Source organism: Synechococcus sp. W65.1 (genome assembly GCF_047461615.1).
Lineage (GTDB): Bacteria > Cyanobacteriota > Cyanobacteriia > Thermostichales > Thermostichaceae > Thermostichus.
Map to the genome: position 1 here is coordinate 39,619 of NZ_JANSHI010000003.1, position 19,577 is coordinate 59,195.

General features: G+C 59.8%; 21 protein-coding genes and 1 tRNA gene. 7 read left to right on the forward strand and 15 right to left on the reverse strand.

The genetic code is table 11. The features are described from left to right. Positions 1 to 273 precede the first annotated feature (273 nt). Positions 274 to 1,923, forward strand: a complete 1,650-nt coding sequence (locus NW806_RS02525) for a 2-isopropylmalate synthase (RefSeq protein WP_414394640.1) — start codon at positions 274 to 276, stop codon at positions 1,921 to 1,923. Positions 1,924 to 1,987: 64 nt separating this feature from the next. Here NW806_RS02525 and NW806_RS02530 read toward each other — a convergent pair whose 3' ends face one another. From NW806_RS02530 to NW806_RS02550, 5 genes are all read right to left on the reverse strand, one after another. After that, positions 1,988 to 2,995 (reverse strand): ABC transporter ATP-binding protein, encoded by a 1,008-nt coding sequence (locus tag NW806_RS02530; RefSeq protein WP_414409893.1) that lies wholly within the window; start codon positions 2,993 to 2,995, stop codon positions 1,988 to 1,990. 103 nt (positions 2,996 to 3,098) lie between these two features. Then, positions 3,099 to 3,302 carry a phycobilisome linker polypeptide gene (locus NW806_RS02535; protein WP_011431036.1) on the reverse strand — a complete coding sequence of 68 codons (204 nt, stop codon included), beginning with the start codon at positions 3,300 to 3,302 and terminating at the stop codon, positions 3,099 to 3,101. 157 nt (positions 3,303 to 3,459) lie between these two features. Then, a complete protein-coding gene (gene apcB / locus NW806_RS02540) occupies positions 3,460 to 3,945 on the reverse strand; it encodes an allophycocyanin subunit beta (protein WP_414394636.1) in 486 nt (161 codons plus the stop codon). A gap of 53 nt (positions 3,946 to 3,998) precedes the next feature. Then, a complete protein-coding gene (locus NW806_RS02545) occupies positions 3,999 to 4,484 on the reverse strand; it encodes an allophycocyanin (protein WP_414359834.1) in 486 nt (161 codons plus the stop codon). Positions 4,485 to 4,626: 142 nt separating this feature from the next. After that, positions 4,627 to 5,319, reverse strand: a complete 693-nt coding sequence (locus tag NW806_RS02550; RefSeq protein ID WP_414409894.1) for a hypothetical protein — start codon at positions 5,317 to 5,319, stop codon at positions 4,627 to 4,629. A gap of 428 nt (positions 5,320 to 5,747) precedes the next feature. Here NW806_RS02550 and NW806_RS02555 point away from each other — a divergent pair, with 428 nt between their 5' ends. The 3 genes from NW806_RS02555 to NW806_RS02565 all read left to right on the forward strand — a co-directional run bounded on the left by NW806_RS02555 (position 5,748) and on the right by NW806_RS02565 (position 8,638). Then, positions 5,748 to 6,851: an HhoA/HhoB/HtrA family serine endopeptidase gene (locus tag NW806_RS02555; RefSeq protein ID WP_414409970.1), complete on the forward strand. Its 1,104-nt coding sequence runs from the start codon at positions 5,748 to 5,750 to the stop codon at positions 6,849 to 6,851. Between the two features lie 48 nt (positions 6,852 to 6,899). After that, entirely contained in the window at positions 6,900 to 7,505 is a 606-nt protein-coding gene (locus tag NW806_RS02560) for a sigma-70 family RNA polymerase sigma factor (RefSeq protein WP_414409895.1), read from the forward strand. 368 nt (positions 7,506 to 7,873) lie between these two features. Beyond that, a complete protein-coding gene (locus NW806_RS02565; protein ID WP_414409896.1) occupies positions 7,874 to 8,638 on the forward strand; it encodes an anti-sigma factor domain-containing protein in 765 nt (254 codons plus the stop codon). On the opposite strand, the gene ubiE is transcribed toward NW806_RS02565, so the two are convergent. From ubiE to NW806_RS02580, 3 genes are all read right to left on the reverse strand, one after another. Continuing rightward, a complete protein-coding gene (gene ubiE, locus NW806_RS02570) occupies positions 8,635 to 9,348 on the reverse strand; it encodes a bifunctional demethylmenaquinone methyltransferase/2-methoxy-6-polyprenyl-1,4-benzoquinol methylase UbiE (protein ID WP_414409897.1) in 714 nt (237 codons plus the stop codon). The two genes, NW806_RS02565 and ubiE, sit on opposite strands and share 4 nt — an antisense overlap. Positions 9,349 to 9,379: 31 nt before the next feature. Beyond that, positions 9,380 to 10,168 carry a hypothetical protein gene (locus tag NW806_RS02575; RefSeq protein ID WP_414409898.1) on the reverse strand — a complete coding sequence of 263 codons (789 nt, stop codon included), beginning with the start codon at positions 10,166 to 10,168 and terminating at the stop codon, positions 9,380 to 9,382. Positions 10,169 to 10,229: 61 nt separating this feature from the next. Then, positions 10,230 to 10,502, reverse strand: a complete 273-nt coding sequence (locus tag NW806_RS02580) for a hypothetical protein (RefSeq protein ID WP_414409899.1) — start codon at positions 10,500 to 10,502, stop codon at positions 10,230 to 10,232. Positions 10,503 to 10,634: 132 nt separating this feature from the next. Here NW806_RS02580 and cobU point away from each other — a divergent pair, with 132 nt between their 5' ends. From cobU to NW806_RS02595, 3 genes are all read left to right on the forward strand, one after another. Then, positions 10,635 to 11,198 (forward strand): bifunctional adenosylcobinamide kinase/adenosylcobinamide-phosphate guanylyltransferase, encoded by a 564-nt coding sequence (cobU, locus tag NW806_RS02585; RefSeq protein WP_414394623.1) that lies wholly within the window; start codon positions 10,635 to 10,637, stop codon positions 11,196 to 11,198. A 69-nt stretch (positions 11,199 to 11,267) separates the two neighbouring features. Continuing rightward, the gene (locus tag NW806_RS02590) at positions 11,268 to 11,756 is read left to right on the forward strand and encodes a CRR6 family NdhI maturation factor (RefSeq protein ID WP_414394621.1); all 489 of its coding nucleotides are present in this window, start codon (positions 11,268 to 11,270) and stop codon (positions 11,754 to 11,756) included. A 5-nt stretch (positions 11,757 to 11,761) separates the two neighbouring features. Beyond that, complete coding sequence (locus NW806_RS02595; protein WP_414409900.1) at positions 11,762 to 12,310, forward strand: hypothetical protein; 549 nt, start codon at positions 11,762 to 11,764, stop codon at positions 12,308 to 12,310. Here the strand turns inward: NW806_RS02595 and NW806_RS02600 are convergent. The 7 genes from NW806_RS02600 to NW806_RS02630 form a co-directional block, all read right to left on the reverse strand. Beyond that, positions 12,286 to 14,061, reverse strand: coding sequence for a YbhB/YbcL family Raf kinase inhibitor-like protein (locus tag NW806_RS02600; RefSeq protein ID WP_414409971.1), 1,776 nt, complete (start codon positions 14,059 to 14,061; stop codon positions 12,286 to 12,288). The two genes, NW806_RS02595 and NW806_RS02600, sit on opposite strands and share 25 nt — an antisense overlap. Positions 14,062 to 14,372: 311 nt before the next feature. Beyond that, a tRNA-Ser gene (locus NW806_RS02605) sits at positions 14,373 to 14,457 on the reverse strand. A 202-nt stretch (positions 14,458 to 14,659) separates the two neighbouring features. Then, entirely contained in the window at positions 14,660 to 14,878 is a 219-nt protein-coding gene (locus NW806_RS02610) for a DUF2358 domain-containing protein (protein WP_414409901.1), read from the reverse strand. Between the two features lie 35 nt (positions 14,879 to 14,913). Next, complete coding sequence (locus NW806_RS02615) at positions 14,914 to 15,711, reverse strand: MBL fold metallo-hydrolase (RefSeq protein WP_414409902.1); 798 nt, start codon at positions 15,709 to 15,711, stop codon at positions 14,914 to 14,916. 4 nt (positions 15,712 to 15,715) lie between these two features. Then, the gene (locus tag NW806_RS02620) at positions 15,716 to 17,056 is read right to left on the reverse strand and encodes a TldD/PmbA family protein (RefSeq protein WP_414409972.1); all 1,341 of its coding nucleotides are present in this window, start codon (positions 17,054 to 17,056) and stop codon (positions 15,716 to 15,718) included. Between the two features lie 27 nt (positions 17,057 to 17,083). Next, entirely contained in the window at positions 17,084 to 18,040 is a 957-nt protein-coding gene (locus tag NW806_RS02625) for a DUF4351 domain-containing protein (protein ID WP_414409903.1), read from the reverse strand. Between the two features lie 15 nt (positions 18,041 to 18,055). Then, a complete protein-coding gene (locus NW806_RS02630) occupies positions 18,056 to 19,516 on the reverse strand; it encodes a TldD/PmbA family protein (protein WP_414394609.1) in 1,461 nt (486 codons plus the stop codon). Positions 19,517 to 19,577: the final 61 nt, after the last annotated feature.

Consider the following 19,577-nt stretch of genomic DNA (forward strand, 5'->3'; position numbering starts at 1 on the left):
TAGCACTTTGGCTTGCTGGAGAAGGCAACCCTTGTCCAGCCAGGGGTTGGTCTGCAGCTACTTCTTTTGTATTGGCTAGCTCAGCCTCACCCCCTCCCCTTCTCCCTCGGTCGAGTACCGCCAAAGGCGGTCGGCAATGCCTCCTCCCGAGGCCACCCAACGGGTTTTGCCTTTGCCAGCCGCTGACCTGTCCCCGGTGGCTCTTTACGCCGCTTCTAGGAATGCCAAAATAAAAAGCACTGCCTACTGTCCCCTTCTTCAATCGAACAAGTTATGAACGCTGCCGCATCTTCTCCCTCTTCTTCATTCGATGGCCAAGCTTTGGATCATGTGCTTATTCTCGACACTACTCTGCGCGATGGGGAGCAGTGTCCTGGCGCAACCCTCAACGCTGAGGAGAAACTGGCCATTGCCCGGCAATTGGCTCGGCTAGGGGTCGACATCATTGAGGCGGGGTTTGCCTACGCCAGCCCCGGCGACTTTGAGGCGGTGCAGAAGATAGCGGAACACGTGGGCACCCCCGATGGCCCCGTCATCTGCAGCCTGGCTCGTGCCTGCAAGGCTGATATTGAAGCGGCAGCTGAAGCCCTCAAGCCTGCTGCCAAGCCCCGCATCCATACCTTCATCTCCACCTCTGACATCCACCTCAAATATCAGTTGCGCAAAACCCGCGCTGAGGTGCTGCAGATTGCCGAGGAGATGGTGGCCTATGCCAAATCCTTCGTCGACGATGTGGAGTTCTCCGCCATGGACGCCACCCGCTCCGATCCCGAATTCCTCTACCAGGTTCTTGAAGCAGCCATCCGGGCCGGGGCCAAAACCGTCAACATCCCTGACACGGTCGGCTACAGCATGCCCGAGGAATTCGGCCAACTGATTAAAGGCATCCGTGAGAACGTGCCCAACATCAAGCAGGCCATCATCTCTGTCCACGGCCACGACGACCTGGGAGTCTCAGTAGCCAACTTCCTAGAGGCCATCAAGCAGGGTGCGCGCCAGGTGGAAGTGACCGTTAACGGCATTGGCGAGCGGGCCGGTAACGCGGCGCTGGAAGAGTTAGTGATGGCCCTGCACGTGCGCCGCAGCTACTTTAACCCCTACTTTGGCCTGCCAGTGGACTCTGAAAAACCTCTCACTCACATCAAGACTCAGGAGATCTACCGCACCTCGCGCCTAGTCTCCAACCTCACCGGCATGTTGGTGCAGCCCAACAAGGCAATCGTTGGGGCCAACGCCTTTGCCCACGAGTCCGGCATCCATCAAGACGGGATGCTCAAAAACCGCCAGACTTACGAGATCATGGACGCCCAAACCATCGGTCTGCAATCGAGCACCTTGGTGTTGGGCAAACACTCAGGCCGCCATGCCTTCCGTACCCGCCTCAAGGAGCTGGGCTTCGAGTTGTCAGAGCAAGAGCTCAACAAGGCTTTCTTGCGCTTTAAAGAGCTGGCCGACAAGAAGAAAGAGATCACCGATCTCGACCTGGAGGCCATTGTTAACGACGAAACCCGGCCAGTGCCGGATCTCTACCGGCTGGAGCATGTGCAAGTGGTGTGTGGCAATCACGAGACGCCCACAGCTACCGTGCGCCTGATTACCCCTGAAGGCGAGGAAAAGGTGGATGCAGCGGTGGGCACGGGACCGGTGGATGCGGTTTACAAAGCCATCAACCGCATTGTTAACATTCCTAACCAGCTCATTGAATTTTCCGTCCAGTCGGTTACCGCCGGCATTGACGCCATGGGGGAAGTCACTATCCGCCTGCGCCATGAGGATCGCATTTTCTCAGGACATGCTGCCAACACGGACATTATTGTTGCCTCTGCGCAAGCCTATATGAACGCCCTCAATAAGCTCTACGCCGCTCTGCACGCAGCTCGCTCGACGGCTGCCCAGCGGGAGGCTGCCACTCAGAAGGTTTGAGCGCAAGGCTAGGCTTCCCGGCTGCCTCCTCCCCAAGAGGAAGAGGAGTTGGCGGGGGAGCGGCCTAGATCTCTCCGGCAAACACTCGCCCGATGACCTCTTCAAGGGGCGGATCGGTTACCGCCAAGTCCAACACCTCCAGCTCCGCCAGGATCCTGGCTACCGTCTGGGTGAGGTGTTCCCGCCGTACCCACAGCCGCACCTCGCAGCTGCTGCCGGGATCCCCCTCGCTGCGCAGCTCGCCATAGGACTGCAGTTGCGCCAGGGGACAGGGGTGGGCCAATTCCAGCTTTACCTCTCGGTAGGGGGCAAAGCGCTGCCGCAGCTCTTCCAGGCCGCCATCGTAGATAAGCCGCCCGCCGCTAATCACCAACACCCGCTCACAGAGGGCGGTAATATCGGCCATGTAGTGGCTGGTCAGGAGCACTGTTGCCCCATAGCGGCGGTTGTAGTCGCGCAGAAATTGCCGCACCGCAGCCTGGGCGTTGATATCCAACCCCAAGGTGGGCTCGTCCAAAAACAAAACCTGCGGGCGGTGGAGCAGGGCCGCCAGCAGCTCTGCCTTCATCCGCTCCCCTAGGGAAAGCTTGCGCACCGGCTGCTTTAGCTTGTCCTTCAGGTTGAGCAGCTCCGCCAACTCCTCCACCCGCTCCTGAAACACTTTCTCCGGGATCTCGTAAACAGCGGCGTTAATGCGCAAGGAGTCCATCGCCGGTAGATCCCAAAGGAGCTGCTGCTTTTGCCCCATCACCAGGGTAATCTGCCGCAAAAAAGCTGGCTCGCGCCGGTAGGGCAAATGACCAACCACCTGTACCGTGCCACTGGAGGGGTAGATGAGACCCGTCAGCATTTTAAGGGTGGTGGTCTTGCCAGCCCCGTTCGGCCCTAGAAAGCCTACCACCTCCCCCGCTTGAATCTGAAAGCTCAAGGATTGCACTGCCGGGATGTAGCGATAGGTGCGGCGAAAAAAGTGGTGTAATGTACCCACTACCCCCGGCTCCTTGATGGCTACGGGGTAAACCTTGCTCAGGTTGTTAACAGTAATGACCGGCTCCCGCTCCGTCAACCTCATCCCCACAAAATAGCCAGCCTGGCCTCCCCAACCCCAGAGCCAAGTTCCCTGAAGCTGAGTCTGCCAGATCTGGCAAGGAGGCCACCGCAGATGGGCAGGGGCACTACAGCAGCCCCACGTCTATTCCTGGCTTGCCGGCAACGAGCTCTACTTTCAAGATGCGGCCACCCGACTTCTGAATGCGCTGCTGCTCGCGGAACCAGTTGTCGTAGGGCACCAACTTGGTGAAGTAGGTATTCTGCAGCTCCCGTTGGGTGCGAATTCGGGTTTGGCTAGGCACACAAGCGGTAATCTTAAACATGCGCATGGTGGAGGATCCCCCCTGGCAAGGATTAACTTGACCAGCAACACAGGCGACCCACCTCAGAAAGCTCGCGTACCTTAGTTAGCACACCAGATCCCTGGGGCAAGTCGCCTGTCGTGCTTGTTAGATGAACTTCACGCCAAGGCCACGAGGCTGGCAGTTAGCTGAGGCCAGAGCAGATGTAGTCGAAGTACACACCCATTTCTTTGCCGGCTTCAGGGCCCACCAAAGCAGCGGTTACTTCTTTCATAGCTTGGATGGCCTGAATCGTTGCCCCAATTGGCACCCCCAGCGAGTTGTAGGTTTCTTTGAGGCCGTTGAGCACCCGCTCGTCGAGGATGGAGGGATCCCCCGCCAACATCGCATAGGTGGCGTAACGCAGGTAGTAGTCCATGTCGCGAATGCAAGCAGCATAGCGACGGGTGGTGTACATGTTGCCACCAGGGCGGGTGAGATCGGAGTAGAGCAGGGCCTTGGCAGCAGCCTCCTTAATGATGTTGGAAGCGTTGGCGGCAATAGTGGCAGCCGCTCGCACCCGCAGCTCGCCTGTGGCGAAGAAAGCCCTTAGCTTGTCCATGGCCGAGCTGTCGAGGTACTTGCCTTGGACATCGTAGCTGTTGATAACAGCAGTAATGGCGTCTTGCATGATGAGCTTCCTAAATCAAACAACCTTAAACAGAGGGCAGTCGAAAAAAGAGACTAGCTCATGGCTCCCGCGACAAAGTCGAAGTAGTAGGCCGCTTCAGCCGCGTCCTCGGGAGACAAAAGACCCATGGCTACCTGCTTCATGAGGCGGATGCTCTCCGCCACTGCCGGGAGGGGCGTGCCCAGAGAGTTGTACATCTCCCGCACACCCACCAAGCCGATCTCTTCAATCGGGGTAACGTCGCCGGCAACGATCCCGTAGGTAATCAGGCGCAGGTAGTAGTCCATGTCCCGCAGGCAAGTTGCCGTCATTTCCTCCCCATAGGCGTTGCCCCCTGGAGAGACAATGTCGGGACGCTTCTGGAAGAGCTGATCAGCTGCTTGCTTAACGATGCGCTCGCGCGACTCCGTCAAGACCTGAGCGATGCGCAGCCGCTTCTCCCCCGAGGTAACAAAGGACTTAATCCGATCCAGTTCTCCCGGGCTGAGGTAGCGGGCCTCCGCATCCGCATTCACAATCGACTTCGTGATAACGCTCATGGATATCCATCCTCAAGTCGCTTTTTTAAAAAGAGTATGGCAGGCATACCCGCATGCTATTTTCCGATATGCCTGCCGTCTGCCATCTCAGATCTTCACACTTCTTAAGATCCTTCCCAGGAAAGGAGCTCTCCCTTTGCCGCTAGGGCAGATAGGGTTGAAAGTCTTGCGTAACCCTCAAGGTCAGGCTGGCGTTGGCCTCAATCACCGCCACTTCTGGCGCTGTTACATTGCCAATCACCGCCCCTGCGGCTGCTCCGCCCAGCACTTTCTCGGTTGAGATCACCCGGTCGCCCAAAAGGCCCCCCAAGAGAGCCCCTGCGGCTGCCCCAATCAGGGCATCTTGGACAATTGCTTCCGCGGAGGTGTGACGGGGATCCTTGCGCAGCGGGATCACCTGGCTTTGCGCATAGAGGGGGTAGGATCGGCCATTGAAAATCAAAGCTCGCGAGACAAACTGGGCGCCGCCGCTTACTGGCTGGAATTGGCCTTCTAGGAGGGCTCCTGCCGGAACAACCGTGTTGCCGTAGATATCCCGCAGGGGGGTTTCCAGAGTGAGTCTGACGGTGCGAGTTTCGCCAGGGGCCAAGAAAAGGGGCTCAGCAGAGCGATGCACCGCTTGGATCAAGTCTCCGGAGCGCAACAGCAGCGTGGCTCGCAGTTGAAAGGGCCGGCCAAAGCCGTTTCCGCCTGTCCCTGGATTTACAGGTCGCCATCCCTCGCCACGGGGCGGAGGTGGCAAGGGATCCCTCTGCGCCAGAACCGGCGTAGCCACCGGTAGCCAGAGCATCCCCCCCACTAGAGGGACCAACAGGCGACGGGCTAGGTTGGTCATGGTCTCAATCCCTGAGCTCCACTTCTACGTTAGCGGCAAGCTGGCCAAAGCCAAGGGCAAGAGCTACTTTGGCATTCCCCCTCCATCAAACCCCGTCCAAAAGTGGGGTGGACTACCCCAAACCAGTAGATTCTGCTGCTCTTTGGCCTTAATAGAAGTGCGGAAAAGCGCTGCCGTCGCCGCTTTGGGAACTCTGCTGTCCGTGCTAGATTAGGCCCTAGGTTTCTCCCTTCAGGTAGGGCTTACACCCTTTTCCTGTGGCCATGAAGCACAGCCCCTCCACACCAGAGCAACCCTCTCCCAGTTCAGGCACTTCTACCCAACCGCACTGTTTGTCGCAGGGGGAAGGAAGCCTTCCCTTTTTGCGGCCTTGGGCTGTCTCAGGGCTAAGGTCTCTTCTCTTGTCAGTGCTGCTGGTGCTCTTGGGCATGGGTCTGGGGGCAGCTCTGGTGGGAGGCAAGGGGGTATTGGCTCAAACGACGGCAACTCCGCCCCAGCCGAACCTGAACTTTATTGCCGAGGTGGCCCAGAAGGTGGGGCCGGCAGTAGTGCGCATCGACGCGGAGCGGACAGTGAACGTTCCTGGGGCTTTCCCAGAGGAGTTCTTTAGCGACCCGTTTTTCCGCGAGTTCTTTGGCCAGGTGATCCCTCCCCTGCCACGACAGCGGCGACAGCAAGGCACCGGCTCCGGCTTTATCATTAGCCCGGACGGCCAGATCATCACCAATGCCCACGTGGTGGAGGGATCTGACAAAGTAACGGTGACGCTGAAAGATAGCCGTAGCTTTGAGGGCAAGGTCATTGGCACGGATCCAGTTACGGACATTGCTGTGGTGAAGATTGACGCCCAAAACCTGCCAACGGTGAAGCTGGGCCGCTCCGAGCTTCTCGAGCCGGGCCAGTGGGCCATTGCCATTGGCAACCCGCTAGGGCTAGACAACACGGTAACCGCTGGGATCATCAGTGCCTTGGGCCGTTCCAGCAGCGAGATCCGCGTGCCCGACAAGCGGGTGTCTTTCATCCAGACCGATGCAGCCATTAACCCCGGCAACTCTGGCGGTCCGCTGCTCAACGCCCAAGGGGAAGTGATTGGGGTCAATACCGCCATCATCCAGGGAGCGCAGGGGCTGGGCTTTGCCATCCCTATTGAGACAGCCCAGCGGGTGGCCAAGCAGTTGATTGCCCGAGGCAGGGTGGATCACCCCTACTTGGGCATCCGCATGCTTACTCTCACTCCTGAGCTGAAGGAACGCCTCAACCAGGATCCCAACAGCCGCATTTTCGTAACGGTGGATCGGGGGGTGCTCATCGGCGAGGTTGTTCAGGGATCCCCAGCCGAGCGGGCCGGCCTGCGCGCTGGCGACATCATTCTCTCCATCAATGGCCGCCCCGTAACCACTGCCGACCAGGTGCAGCAAGAGGTGGAGCGCATGGAGGTAGGCAGCAAGCTGGAGCTGGAGATTGAGCGCGGTGGGCGGCGGCAGAAGATTCAGGCGGTCACCGGATCTTTCCCAACCCCGAAGCGCGGCTAGGCGGAGGCCTAGGCGTACTGCTTGTCAACTTCGGCGGCAGGGGGGCAAATGATGGACAAGCAGGTCGGTTTCCTCTGGCGCAAGCGGGTGAGGAATTGGCCAGCCTGCACCGATTTGGAGCTGATGGAAGGCCTCAAAGCGGGGCAGCCTGCTGCTCTAGCGGCTCTTTATGATCGCTACGCCAGCTTGGTCTATGGCCTGGCCCTCCAGATCCTGGGCTGTATGACTGAGGCGGAGGATCTAACTCAGGAGGTGTTTGCCCTTCTCTGGCGGAAGCCCAGCCACGATCCAAGGCAGGGATCCATCAACAGTCTTCTGTGTAGGTTGACTCGGGCGCAGGCCCTTGAGCGTCTGCGCTCTCGAGGCAGCCAGCGCCGCCTCGGGAAACCCTGGCAGCCTCTGCTGATTGCCAGCCATAGATCCCCAGCCCCCTTTGAGCAGCTCTCCGTCGAAGAGCGGCGGCAGCCCGTTCAGGAGGCTCTCAGTCAACTCTCGGAAAGCCAGCGCCAGCTGCTGGAGTTACTCTACTATCGAGGCCTAAGCGCGGCAGACATTGCCCAGGAGCTGGGGATGCCCCTGGCAACCGTCCAAGCCCGCTCTCGCCAAGCCCTCTGCAAGTTGCGGAGATCCCTGCGGCCTCTGCTTGACCAGTAAGGCGGCGGGGCTTTGGGATGGCCATGTCTACATGTCCGCTCTGAAAGACTTATACAACCCCGGACAAAGGTGAACCTCTGATCCAGGCTGAGGCTTTCTTCCGGCTTCCACAACCCGTAGCTAGTAGTAGGCTCAACACCTCCTACCCTGCCAGAGGGATCTCCACAGGCATAACTGCCCCGCGAGCTGCAGGTAGTTGCTCCTTGCTCTTGATCGAGCACACAGGCTAAAGACGGAGCCAGCTTTAGCCTAGGCAAGGTGCCTACCAGGTAGATAAAGTGCCTACCAGATAAAGATGTGCTTGCAAGTCTACTAGCTCAGCTAATCCACGTCAAGGCAGAAGGTTGGTTATGCCACAAGGTGGCGGATTGTCCAGTGAATCAAGGACTAGAGGAGAGCCCTCTGAGCTGGGAGAGGAAATTCTAGCTGACTATCTGCTGGGGATCTTGCCACCCGAGCAGGCAAGGGCCCTAGAGGCGCGCTTGGCTCAAGAGCCCCAGCTAGCGGCAGAATTGCAAGCCCTCCAAGAAGCCCTGCATCTGTTGCCCTATGGGCTGCCGGGGGTGATCCCGTCAGCCAGCGTGCGAAGCCAGGTGATGGCAGAAGCGGGCGCCCCGCCCATCCCCCCCCAGCCAGCCTTGCCCTCTCTAGGGCTGGCTCGCCTCAAAAAGCGCTGGTTGAGGGGCCTAGGGGCAGTGGCCCTGCTGTTGCTGGCTTTCGATAACTGGCGGCTACGGCAGACCCCGCAGCCAGCTCCCCTAGAAGCGGGGCAGGCGCTGGCCCAGTTGCTCCAACAGCCGGGATCTCGCCTAGTTACCTTGCAAGGGGAGGCAGGGTCAGCTAACTTGCTGTTTCGCCCGGGGGAGTGGCAGGCGGTGGTTTTGGCAGCAAGGGATCTGCCCCCTTTGCCTGAAGGGGAGCGCTACCACCTTTGGCTCAAGCTGGACACTGAGGAGATGCTCTATGGCGGCAGCTTTCAGGTAGATGCCCAGGGCACCGCCATTGTTGCCTTGCGCCTGGCGCAACCCCCCTCCGAGGAGGCGCGCGTCCAAGAAGTGCTGGTTACGGCCGCCCCTGCCCTGCCAGAACTTGGCGGCAAGGTTCTCCTCAGCGCTAGGGTGGTGGAAGACTAGCGAGCCACCAGCAGCACTCCCATCATGCCGCCGGCGAGAGGATAGAACTTGGCAGTAGAAAACCCCACCTGCAAGGCCATTTGCTGCTGTTGTTCTCCGGAGGGGAAGCGATCCAAGCTGGGGTCAATGTAGGCATATTCGGCTGCCAATCCCAAGGCTTTGGCCTGGGCCACAACCCAGCGGCTGAGGTACCAGCGCTGAAAGCTCTCCAGGAAAGGGATCCCCCTGGGGCGATGGAAATCCAAAATGGCAGCGCGGCGGCCAGGTTTGAGCACCCGGCAGATCTCTCGCAGGGCTTGAGGAATGTCGGTTACGTTGCGCAGGCCGTAGCCCATCGTAATGGCGTCAAAGCTGCCATCCGGAAAAGGCAAGGCCAGAGCATCGCCCAAGACCCACTTCAGGGAGTAGTCGGGGAACAATTGCCGGGCCCGGCGCTGGGCAATGGCCAGCATAGCGGGGGAGAAATCCAGTCCCACCACCAGTCCACTTCGTCCCACCCTCCGGGCCAGTTGCAGGGCCAGGTCGCCAGTGCCACAGCAGAGATCCAACACCCGCTCCCCCGCAGCCGCACCCGACCAGCGTACGGCCATGCGCTTCCAAACCTGATGCAGCCCTAGGCTTAGAGTTTGGTTAAGGGCGTCGTAGTGAGGAGCGATGCGGTCAAAGAGCTCCCGGATTTGCTCAGGGCGCTCAAAGGCTGGGCTGGGCACCGGTTCTCAACTCCACGGGCAGAAGAAGGGGCTAGGGTGGCACGGGGATCCCGCTGACCCCAACTTGGTGGCGGCGGCTGGGATAATCCGCTAGGCTCAAAGACAATGAGCGGGAGCCAGCTAGGCTAGAGGCAGGGATGCGGATCGTTCCCTGGAAAACTTGGCTGTTGGGAGGCAGCTCTCCAGGCAGGCCTTCAATGAGAGCGTCGATTGGCCGGCCGTTGTCGTCGGTAACGTTGAGGAAGCTGTAGAGAAAGCGCACCGTTTCCGGTGAATTGTTTTGCAGAGCAACGTTTAAAACCACCTGCCCTCCCTCGCGACGCACGGAGAGCACCTGCATAGCCACCTGCCCGCTGGCAGCCACTTGGAGAGGCGAAGGAGAGGGCGTGGACAGAGGTGGTGGCGAAGGACGCGGCGGCGGAGAGGGGGAAACAGGCTGCGGGGTAGACAAGGGAGAGGGAGCCGAGGCCAACTCGGGAGACAAGCGGCGTGGAGGAGTGGGGGTAGGAGGGGCAATGGCTACGGGTGGGGGTGTAAAAAGCGGAGTAGGAGTTGAAGGCGGGCGAAGAAGGGCTTCCGCTGCTGCAATCACCTCTGCCTCGTTGAGGAGGGGCACAGTGCGGGGATCGCGAATGACCCGCGAGGCAGAAGAAGTGCTGGTTTCGGTAACTGGGGAGGAGACCCCCGAGAGAGCACGTTGGCCGAAGAGGTAACCCACGCAGCCGCTCACCACTGCCGTAAAGAAAAAAGCCACTAGCCAACCCACCTCTCCCAAGAAGCTGGAGGTGAAATCTCGGGCTGGCCTAAGCGATCTCCGCAAAGACTGCTCACTCCTGCTAGGAACCTGTTCTACCTATGATGATATGCAGGCAACAGGCCAGCTACTTCACCGGCTCAGAATCAGGGTGCTCTTGCGCCTGGCAGCCGAGAGAGGCGCTGTCGAGGTTGGGCAGCCGTTCCCCCAACCACCAGCCCGGATCCTCCCAGTTCAGAGATCCCAGCCACTTCCCCGCCCGATCCGCCAAGACCAAGCCCAACAAAACCGGCGCGGTGGTGATCCCCAACGCCAGGCTCAGCCAAAGGGGAGGAAAGGTTGGCGAGGCAGCTGAAGCAGCATTTTGGCCAGGGGAAGATGCTGGCTTGGGATCCGTCATGCCTCTTGTAAAACTGCTCCTAATTGAGCTTTATCCTAGCTCCAAACTCACAGATCCAGAGAATGTGCCCGAGCTCCGCGCAGGGGTTTTCAACCGCTAAGCTAAGGCAATGGACTTCCCTCCTCCTGCCTGATGGCGATTGTACTTATCTGCGGCCCTGCCCGCTGCGGCAAAAGTCGGCTGGCGGAGAGCCTAGCTGCCGCTTCCGGCCTGCCGGTCTTCTACCTGGCCACGGGGCCCAAGCCGGATCCTGAGGCTGACCCAGAGTGGGCGGAGCGGGTTCGACAGCATCGGCAGCGGCGTCCTCCCACCTGGCAAACCTGGGAAACGGGGCCTGACCTGGGCGCCGAACTGCAGCAGCTACCTCAGCCCTGCTGTGCCCTAGTGGATTCGCTGGGGGGCTGGGTGGCCCAGAGCTTGGACTGCTCGCCTGGGGAATGGGATCCCTTGGCGCAATCCTTCTTGAGAGCGTTGCAAGGCTGCCGAGGAAAAGTGATCCTGGTTTCCGAAGAAGTAGGCTGGGGAGTGGTGCCTGCCTATCCGTTGGGGCGTCAGTTTCGCGATCGGATGGGGGAGCTCACCCAGAAGCTGGCCCCGCTGGCAGACCAGGTGTTCCTGGTGGCGGCAGGCTTTGTTCTCGACCTAACTCGGCTGGGGATCCCGCTGGCAGGGGTGAATAGCCCAGAGCTGAGATAAGCTGCAAGGGGTTGATGCTATCCACAGCCCTGACCAGGATTCAAGGCGTTAAGGTAACCGCTTGTCGTCGTGCCGATTACCTTCTACTTGCCGGCCAAAGCCATTCAAACCCTGGATTTAACGCCGGGCCATGAGTTGGTGAAAACCTTGATGGCGGATCCCGTTGGCGCCGCTCAGCAGGTTCAGTGCGCCATCGATTGGCCGCGCAGCCCCGACGATCCGCGCGAGCTCTCGGAGATCCCAGAAGTGCGCCTGTGGTTCATCCGCTGGGACACGGTTTACCCCTGGATGCCCTACTTTCTCGACTGGCGCAGTGGTGAGCTGGCCCGTTACGCCGCCATGCTGGTGCCCCACCAGTTCAACCCGCGCGAAGGGATCGTCTACAACCCGGAGGCATTGGAGATCTTCGTCTACCAGAAGATTTTTGTGCTGATGCGCTGGTTTAAGCAGCAGAAACTGGGATCGGTCTCGATGCTGCGCGACATGGCCTTGGTGTTTGGCTTTGAGGTGCAACCCGAGTTTCTAAGCCTCTGGGAAGCTGAGACAGGGGAGCCATGAGAGTGATGGTGGCAGACACCTGGCCTGGAAGTCGGGCAGCACTAGGAGTGGCAGAGGCTTGGCAGCAGGCGGTGCAAGCCCCTTGGGGCCTGCTCGAGGTGGATCCCAGCCCTTCTGAAGCCCAGCTTAGAACCCTCTGGCGGCAGATGGTTGCTTGGGAGGGAGAGAAGGCCCCGCTGCTGGTGGTGCCCCGAAGCCTTGCCGACCCTCTGGGGCCTGGCCAAACCTGGGCTGACCTAGCTGCTGCGTGGGGGTTCAAGGTACTTCTGACGCTGCCTGAAGAAGCTGCCCTTAGCCAAGCAGCCGCCTTTGCAGCTTTGCTGCGGCAAACCAAGGCCGACTGCCTAGGGTGGGTGCTCCTGGAAGCGGCACCAGCCCTCTCCTCCCAACTAGCGCCTGCCTTGGTCTGGCAGTTGCCGGCCCAGGTAGGGATCCCCGTTTTGGGTAGAAAAGCAGTGGCTGGCTCGGTGGTGTGGAGAGAAGAGCTGTGGGATCTCCTCAGTCTAAGATCTACGCAGGGATGGGGGGCCTACCCCGAGCTTCCCCTCCTTTGATAGGTGCCCATCAGCTGCGCCTGGGCGAGGATGTGGCCTTCCATGGCCCGTAGCAAGGCCTCTTTGTTGGCTCCTGGAGCCAAGGCTAGCTGCCTGTCCAGGGCGTAGAGGGTGAAGAAGTAGCGGTGAGGGCCCCTGGGAGGGCAAGGGCCGCCATAGTTGTTCCGACCGAAACTATTTCGCCCATGGACGGCCCCCTGGGGGAGATCGCTGTCGGAGCGGATCCCTTCTGGCAGACTCGTGACCCTGGCAGGCAAGTTGTAGACTACCCAATGGACAAAGGTGCCTCCAGGCGCGTCTGGGTCTTCCATGATCAAGGCAAAGCTTCGGGTTCCTACAGGTGCCCCCGACCAGGTCAAGGGGGGAGAAAGGTCTTCCCCTTCACAAGTGTAGCGGGAGGGGATGGGTTCTGAGGGGGCAAAAGCGGAGCTAACAAGCTGAAAAGTCACCGGTGTCGGAGTCGGCCTCGCTGTCGGCGTCGGAGCCGGAGTGGGTGTGGGCGTTACAGGCGGGGTGGGCGTCGGTGCCGGGGCTGGGCTGAAAAAGCTATCCAACCGAGTTTGAGTAACACTTACCCCCTGAACCTTCAGGGTGCCGGACACAAATTCGTTAACCCTGGCCGCATCTCTCCCCCTCGTGGCTACGGCAAACAGCACCGCTGCATCGCTGCAGTCAACTCTGCCGTCGCCCGTGAAGTCAGAGATGGCCGGACTGCGCGGGTCACCCAGCCTAGTAACATCACTAGCCGTAATCGGCACTTTGAGCGTGTTATTGACGAAGTTAACAATCCTCGCGGGGTCACTGGTGTTGAGGGTGCAGACGGCAAAGAGCACCGCTGCATCCTTGGCAGTGACCGAGGTCTTTACCCCGTCGTAGTAGAAGGCAATGCTCTCAGAACCCCGCTCCGCTATTTCCGGCACCTGAGCAGAAATTGTCGGTGGAACCTGAGTAACAGCCGGGGGATCAGAAGTAAGGGAACAAGCAGCCACGCCTCCCGCTAGGGAGGAAGCCAAAATCAGGGGGGCTAGCGGGTGACGAAGGCGAGGTTTTGAGTTGCGGGAAGCCATAGCAGATCTCCTTGCAAATACAAAACCTTGCCAGCGTCCACTTCCTTGGTAGGAGCTGCCCAGCTCACCCCAGGGAAACTCCAAGACAAACCCTGAGGCTAACCTCAAGATACACGAAAAGCGCTCATCAAAAAAGCACAGCGACGGTGCTTTTTCTAGGGGATCCCTGACCGTGTGTCCTAGTTGGTGCTCGATCAAATGGGGCAGGTAGCCCAAGACCTCATCCAACAAGGTACGGGCTGTAGCTCTCCAGCCGTGGCAGGTCATCTCCGCTTGGGTGATCCCTAGGGAGCGCAAGGCCGCCAGCATGGCCATGTTGCTCATGGGCCTGAGGTTCGAGCGGGCTGAGCTGAGGCAGCGGCGGGCCGTCTCGTGGGCTCCTCTGGCCTCAATTCGTCGGATAGCTTCCAGGATTTCCGAGGGGGTGATGATTCCTATCGGGCGGGATCCCAGCCAGGGCAGAATGTTTTTGTTCAAACGCTGCCGGATGGTCTTAGTATGGCTAGGAACCCACTTCTCCCGATTGATTTGCAGCCATTCTTCGGCCACCAAAGCAAACGTGTTGGCAGCAGCCAACTGCTGGGCCTGCCGTACCAGTTTTGGATCTTGGCCATGAGCTAGCTGCTGCCGCATGGTGAAGTGGATGCTGCGGGCCTCTCTCAGACTGATGTACCGGGTACTCACCAAGGCTGGGCCCTCTCTCCTGGCCTCGGAAGCGGTAGCGAAACCGCTAGAGCTTCGACCCGTTAGGCTTCACCTCCAAGTACAGCCTTCTTTTGTCCGGCAACTGGTAGGGCTTGTCCTTGGGTTTGGCATTCCTGATGACTACCTCCGACAGAGCCATGTCCCGCCCTGGCTTTTGTGTCCCTCGCCATGTCCCACTTCAGCCCGGATTACGGTGGATTTTGTCAGTCTATCTTGGGCACTGAAAAGCCCGGAAGCCCTTCTAGAAAAGGGCCTGCTATCTGGGTGGATGTCATCGGACTACGTGGTAACGGAGAGAGTGGGATTCGAACCCACGGTGAGTTGCCCCACACAGCATTTCCAGTGCTGCGCCTTCGACCACTCGGCCATCTCTCCAGTGCACCTATGCAACTACTTTTCAGCAGCGCCGAAAAGTGAGCTTTCTAATTCTAGCAAAGAAACTCCCCGCCCTCTAAAGCTTGCAGCAGTACCTGCCAGCGAGAGCAGCGCTAGGGATTGAGGGTGGCGTTGAATTGCATTGCTGTCTAGTTAGGGGTGCACAGGCGGGGACGCCAGGGCAAAAAAGACAGGGATCCCCTTAGCGTCCACTCGGTGCTGATATAGCGCCGACCTGTTGGATGTCGTGCAGCTCGAGATGGATATCTTGCAGCCACCGCCCCAGGCTGTCGATCATGGCTCGATAGCGATCCAGGCCGCAAAACTCGTTGAGGGGATCCCGGAAGTAAACTTGGGGATCGTAAATTGAGTAAGTTTGATTTTTGGGAAAGCGAGCGTAATCTGCCCGCAAAATAGCCACCAGATCAGGGCCAGGCGGGGCTTGGGAAGGAATGCTTATGCCTTGGCCGCAACAGAAAGAGACACCGTTTCCCCAGGATCAGGGCAGCATAGTCGGATCGATTGGCCGGTGGCAGCGTTCAGGGATCCCAGCTTTTCCCGAAACTCCTCTAGGCTCCCCAGAGGGCGGATCTGGGCGGCAAACCAGCCCTGGTAGTTCACCTCTCCCATCGCCGTCGGGATCACCTGCTGCGGGCGCAGGGCTGCCACCACCTGCAGGGCTCGCTCCGGCCCCATGATGACCTCGCCCAAGAGGGGAAAGATTTGCCCCACCACCGGAATCAACAGAGTGTGGATGGGAGAAAACTCCTGCTGCAGCCGCGGGCGGACATCGGGTTGGGAAAGATGAGGCTCATAGTAAAGCCGCGTCTGGGTGGATAGCTCTTCCAGCAAAAAGCCCAGCTCCCGCACCGGCCCCAAAGGCGCGCCGGGAACTGCTGTGATGCGCAAATCCCCCCACTGTACCCCCTGCCAGGGATCTAGCGCCTGCACGGTGGTAAAGCCAAGGCCCCGCGCCACTCTGGCAGCCGTTGGCGAAGCCAAAACCGGGATCTGCTTGTCCAACCTTCGCAAGGTAGGCGGGTGGCAGTGATCCGGCTGGCCCTGGCTGAGGAGGATCCCGTCGATTCTGGGCAGAGTCTCCGGGGTAAAAGAGGGCGGCTGGCGGTGCTCCAGGCGGAGGAACCAGGGCAGGCCAAAGAAGACCAAAGGATCCACCAGCCACGGATCCAGGAGGAAGGTCTGCCTCTGGGTCTGGACGAGCCAACTGTTGAGGTCGAGGCGGGTGAGTTTCATGGAGCTATTGGCCGGTGATGGAGAGGTCAGCTACCCAAATGCGGGGACACAGGCCAGCGGGAGTGACCTGTGGCTCCGGCTCGACGTAGAAAATCGACTTCAACAGCTCCAGAAAGTCCCCGGCTACTGTGGCCGCCTCGATGCTGATGCGCTCTCCCTGGCGCACCCACCAGCCCTGAAAGGGCAGGGAGAAGGATCCCTGTAGAGGCTTAACTCCAGCATGGAGAGCCTGCAACTCGTCAATCCAGACCACGTTCTCAGCCGTGGCCAAGTCATAGGTGCTCTCCGGCGGTGCGCCAGCAAACACGTGATAGTAGTGGGCGGCAACCGTCACTTTGGCGCCGATGTTGGCATGGCCGGTGGGCTGGGCCCCCAGACGTTTGGCAGTGCCGGCGCTGTGCAAGAAGTGGGTTAGGACACCGTTGGTGATGAGGGGAACGCGGCGGGTGGGGGTGCCTTCGCCGTCAAAGCTAATTGCGCCTACGTTGGTGGGGTGTAGCGCGTCATCACACACGGAGAGCAGCGGCGAGGCAATCTGCTTGCCCAGCGAGTCGGGGGTGGAAAGGCTTTGGTTGTCGAGGATGTTCTGGGCGTTGAAGAGATTGGAGAAAGCTCCCAAGAGGCTTAGAAAAGCTTCCCCAGAAAAAACCACCGTGTATTTCCCCGAAGGGATCCGCTCGTACTCCAGGTGGCTGATGAGTTTCTCGGCAGCTTCTTTGGTGCAACCTTGAATATCCAGCTCCTCCAGGCTGCGAGCCACCCGCATGGCGCCGGCGCTGCGGGGTTTGCGGCCCTCTTGTTCTGCTTTGCCGTAGAGAAAAATTGAGGCCAGGGTGTGGCCCTCTTGGCGCAGGGCTTGGTCGCTGTTGAGGTAAAAGCGGTCGATCTGTCGCTGGGCCAAGCCGTTGTAGGGTACCCCTTGGATGGCGGGATGGGATCCCAGCAAAGCCTTCTCAGCAGCCACCAGTTGCTCTAGGAGCTCGCTAGCCAGCGCCAGGGGCCTTTTGTCGTTGCAGGGCTGGAGAATGGGCAGCTTGGCCTCTGGGCTAAATTGGGGCGCGTGTTCCCGCACACCGAAGTGGCTGGCCTCAAAGGCCGTCTGCAGGGCCAGTTCCAACCCCGACTCATCGACATCGGTGGTGGAGGTCACTCCCACCTGCCCTTGGTCGTTCCAGGCCCGCACCGTTACGCTGCAGCGGTGGGAAGCCTTGACCTGGCGAGGTTCCCCGTGATCCACCTGCACGCTGGTTTCGTCCACTTGAGCCCCGTAGAGATCAAACTGGGGGATCCCCAAACGTTTGGCACAGCTTTGCACCCGTTCGGCCAAGGCCTCAACTTGCAGTATCGCCACTCCTTCTCTCCCTTCTCTCCCCTACCGACGGGCCAGCCAGGCGGTCAAGTCCTCCACGCTGTTGAAATCCAGCAGCGCTTCCCCCAGCGCCTCCAGTTGCGACGTTGGCAAAGTCCAAATCCTGTTTTCCAGAGCCGGGTCAAGGGATCCCAGCTTCCGCCGCAAAAGCCGCAAAACCAGCGTTGCTTCTCCATGCTGCAATCCCTGTTGCAGTCCTTGTTGCAATCCTTGTTGCAGTCCTTGTTGCAGGCCCAGTTGCAGACCTTCTTTGCGCCCTGCTTCCAGGCCCTCGCGCAGAGCTTCTGCCCGCCACTCTTGGTAGATCACCGACTCCCTCATATCCAAAGACCTCATGATTTGTCGAATTAAGCACCGATCCAATGCTAGTCCTGCCAAAACGGCTGTTGCCGCTGCCAGTTCCCGTCGCTCGTTGAGGTCTGGCAAGCGCTCTAGCTCACTGACCACTCCCCGCAAGGTTTCTGTCGGATCCTCCACCTGACTCAGGACGCGAAAAGGGAGCAGGGCTTGCCAAACGTGCTCCGCACCGCTCACGCGAATGTGCTCCGCACTGCTCACGCGAACGGCTCCGGCCGGCAAGTTGCATTCCCACAAGCGAATGACCTCGAACTCATGGCTGAGCCTTTCCAGGCGGAAAAAGGTTTGGAAAACCCTCTCCGAGCGCGTTTTGCGAAGATAAATGACCACCTGCCGCACCGGTAGCTGGGGATATTTCCAATAGAGGCAAAGCCGGTAGTCAGCCATGCGAAAGGGGATTTCAGGATCTGGATCTGTTTGAAATTCCAGATGCAAAATGCTCTGCCGAAGCCCCAACAAAATCACGGAGTCTGCCCGAATGGGCTCCTCTGACAATTCCGTAGGCAGCATCTGCACCGGCGCAGCCACTTCTCCTACCAGCCAGCCGGCAAACTGCTCCGGGAAGCGCTCTGCCAGGTATTTGCAGACGTTGTCGTAGGCCATGGAGGATCCCTGGATCTAGCGCCCGCCCACGGTGATGGCGTCCACCTTGATGTGGGGCTGACCCACGGTGACGTAGATGTTGCCGCTGACAGAACCACAGAAGCCAGGGGCTAGGCGAAGATCCTTGGAGCACATGGAGATCTTGGTCAGGATGTCCTTGGCTTCCCCAATTAGGGTAGCCCCCTTGAGGGGCTTGGTAATTTTGCCGTTTTCGATGAGGTAGGCTTCTTCAACGGCAAAGTTGAATTGTCCTGTGGGGCCGACGCTACCTCCCCCCATGCGCTTGCAGTAGATGCCCTTGTCAATAGAAGCAAAAAGATCGTCCAATTCGGCATCGCCGGGAGCGATATAGGTGTTGCGCATGCGGCTGGCGGGGGCAAAGGTGTAGTTCTGGCGGCGACCGCTGCCGGTGCGAGGGTGGCCAGTGCGCATGGAGCCAGCGCGGTCGGCCAGGAAGTTCTTCAGAATGCCTTTTTCAATGAGCAGGGTGCGCTGAACCGGCATGCCCTCGTCGTCCACATCCAGGCTGCCAAAAGCCCCCTCAGAGAGCCCCTCATCCCAGGCGGTGAGGTTTTTGTGGGCAATTTTCTGGCCTTTTTTGTCAGCAAAGGGGGTGGTTTTGCGCTCAATCTGAGTGGTTTCCAAGAGATGCCCACAGGCTTCGTGGAAGATCACGCCGCCAAAGGCGTTGGACATGACGATGGGGTAAGTGCCCGACTCCACGTAGTCGGCGTAGAGCATCTGGCCGGCAGCCTCTGCCAGCTCCTGGCTGTGGGCTACAAGATCCCAGCGGCGCAAAAAGTCGGGATCCCCAGTGCCCCCCGCCCGTTGACTAACCGAAGCCCGGTGGTCGCCGTCGGCGCAGAGCAGGGTAGAACTGACCGACTGGGTGAGGCGAATGTCACGCACAAAGGTGCCATCGCTGCAGGCCACCAGGATCTCCTGCCAGTCGCGGAAGTAGTTGGTGCGGCGGGACTGGACGTGGCGAGCTTGCCGCTTCAGCTCTGCGTTGGCCCGCAGCAGGATCTCCCCCATTTCGCCGATAGGGCTGCATTCCTTGAGCCAGCCGTCTTTGCTGCGGCGCTCGGCGTAGTCTTGGAGCAGCCCTAGGTTGGCAGGAGAGACCAAAGCGGCAGGGCCAGGGGGGGTGAGGCCCATGAGCAGCAGGCCTTTTTCCAGAGCAGCTTTGAGGCCGGCAAAGGAGAGATCGTTGGTGCTGACGTAGCAGTCAGCCAGGCCGCGAAACACCCGCACCCCCGCGCCGGTGGAAAGCCGAGGGGTGATGCTGGTGATGGCGTCGTCTTCCGCGAGGCAGCTGATGGAGTTGACCCGCTCCAGGAAGATCTCCACCAAGTCGGCGCCGGCAGCCCGCCCCCAGCCCAAGAGAGTTGAAAGGGGATCCCGCCAGTCCTCGCCGAAGCGCTGCAGGGTGGGGCGGTAGTCGAGGTTGGGCAGGTCTTTGGATAGAAGCAGCATACAGGCTTAGGGGGCTGAGGCCGGTTTTTGTTTCCTCAGTTTAACAAGACGTAAAGGCTGC

Bases quoted from the DNA above. Each gene is read 5' to 3' on its own strand.
- NW806_RS02525 (WP_414394640.1), top strand. From the start codon at position 274: ATGAACGCTGCCGCATCTTCTCCCTCTTCTTCATTCGATGGCCAAGCT.
- NW806_RS02530 (WP_414409893.1), bottom strand. From the start codon at position 2,995: ATGAGGTTGACGGAGCGGGAGCCGGTCATTACTGTTAACAACCTGAGC.
- NW806_RS02535 (WP_011431036.1), bottom strand. From the start codon at position 3,302: ATGCGCATGTTTAAGATTACCGCTTGTGTGCCTAGCCAAACCCGAATT.
- apcB (WP_414394636.1), bottom strand. From the start codon at position 3,945: ATGCAAGACGCCATTACTGCTGTTATCAACAGCTACGATGTCCAAGGC.
- NW806_RS02545 (WP_414359834.1), bottom strand. From the start codon at position 4,484: ATGAGCGTTATCACGAAGTCGATTGTGAATGCGGATGCGGAGGCCCGC.
- NW806_RS02550 (WP_414409894.1), bottom strand. From the start codon at position 5,319: ATGACCAACCTAGCCCGTCGCCTGTTGGTCCCTCTAGTGGGGGGGATG.
- NW806_RS02555 (WP_414409970.1), top strand. From the start codon at position 5,748: ATGGGTCTGGGGGCAGCTCTGGTGGGAGGCAAGGGGGTATTGGCTCAA.
- NW806_RS02560 (WP_414409895.1), top strand. From the start codon at position 6,900: ATGATGGACAAGCAGGTCGGTTTCCTCTGGCGCAAGCGGGTGAGGAAT.
- NW806_RS02580 (WP_414409899.1), bottom strand. From the start codon at position 10,502: ATGACGGATCCCAAGCCAGCATCTTCCCCTGGCCAAAATGCTGCTTCA.
- cobU (WP_414394623.1), top strand. From the start codon at position 10,635: ATGGCGATTGTACTTATCTGCGGCCCTGCCCGCTGCGGCAAAAGTCGG.
- NW806_RS02595 (WP_414409900.1), top strand. From the start codon at position 11,762: ATGGTGGCAGACACCTGGCCTGGAAGTCGGGCAGCACTAGGAGTGGCA.
- NW806_RS02615 (WP_414409902.1), bottom strand. From the start codon at position 15,711: ATGAAACTCACCCGCCTCGACCTCAACAGTTGGCTCGTCCAGACCCAG.
- NW806_RS02625 (WP_414409903.1), bottom strand. From the start codon at position 18,040: ATGGCCTACGACAACGTCTGCAAATACCTGGCAGAGCGCTTCCCGGAG.
- NW806_RS02630 (WP_414394609.1), bottom strand. From the start codon at position 19,516: ATGCTGCTTCTATCCAAAGACCTGCCCAACCTCGACTACCGCCCCACC.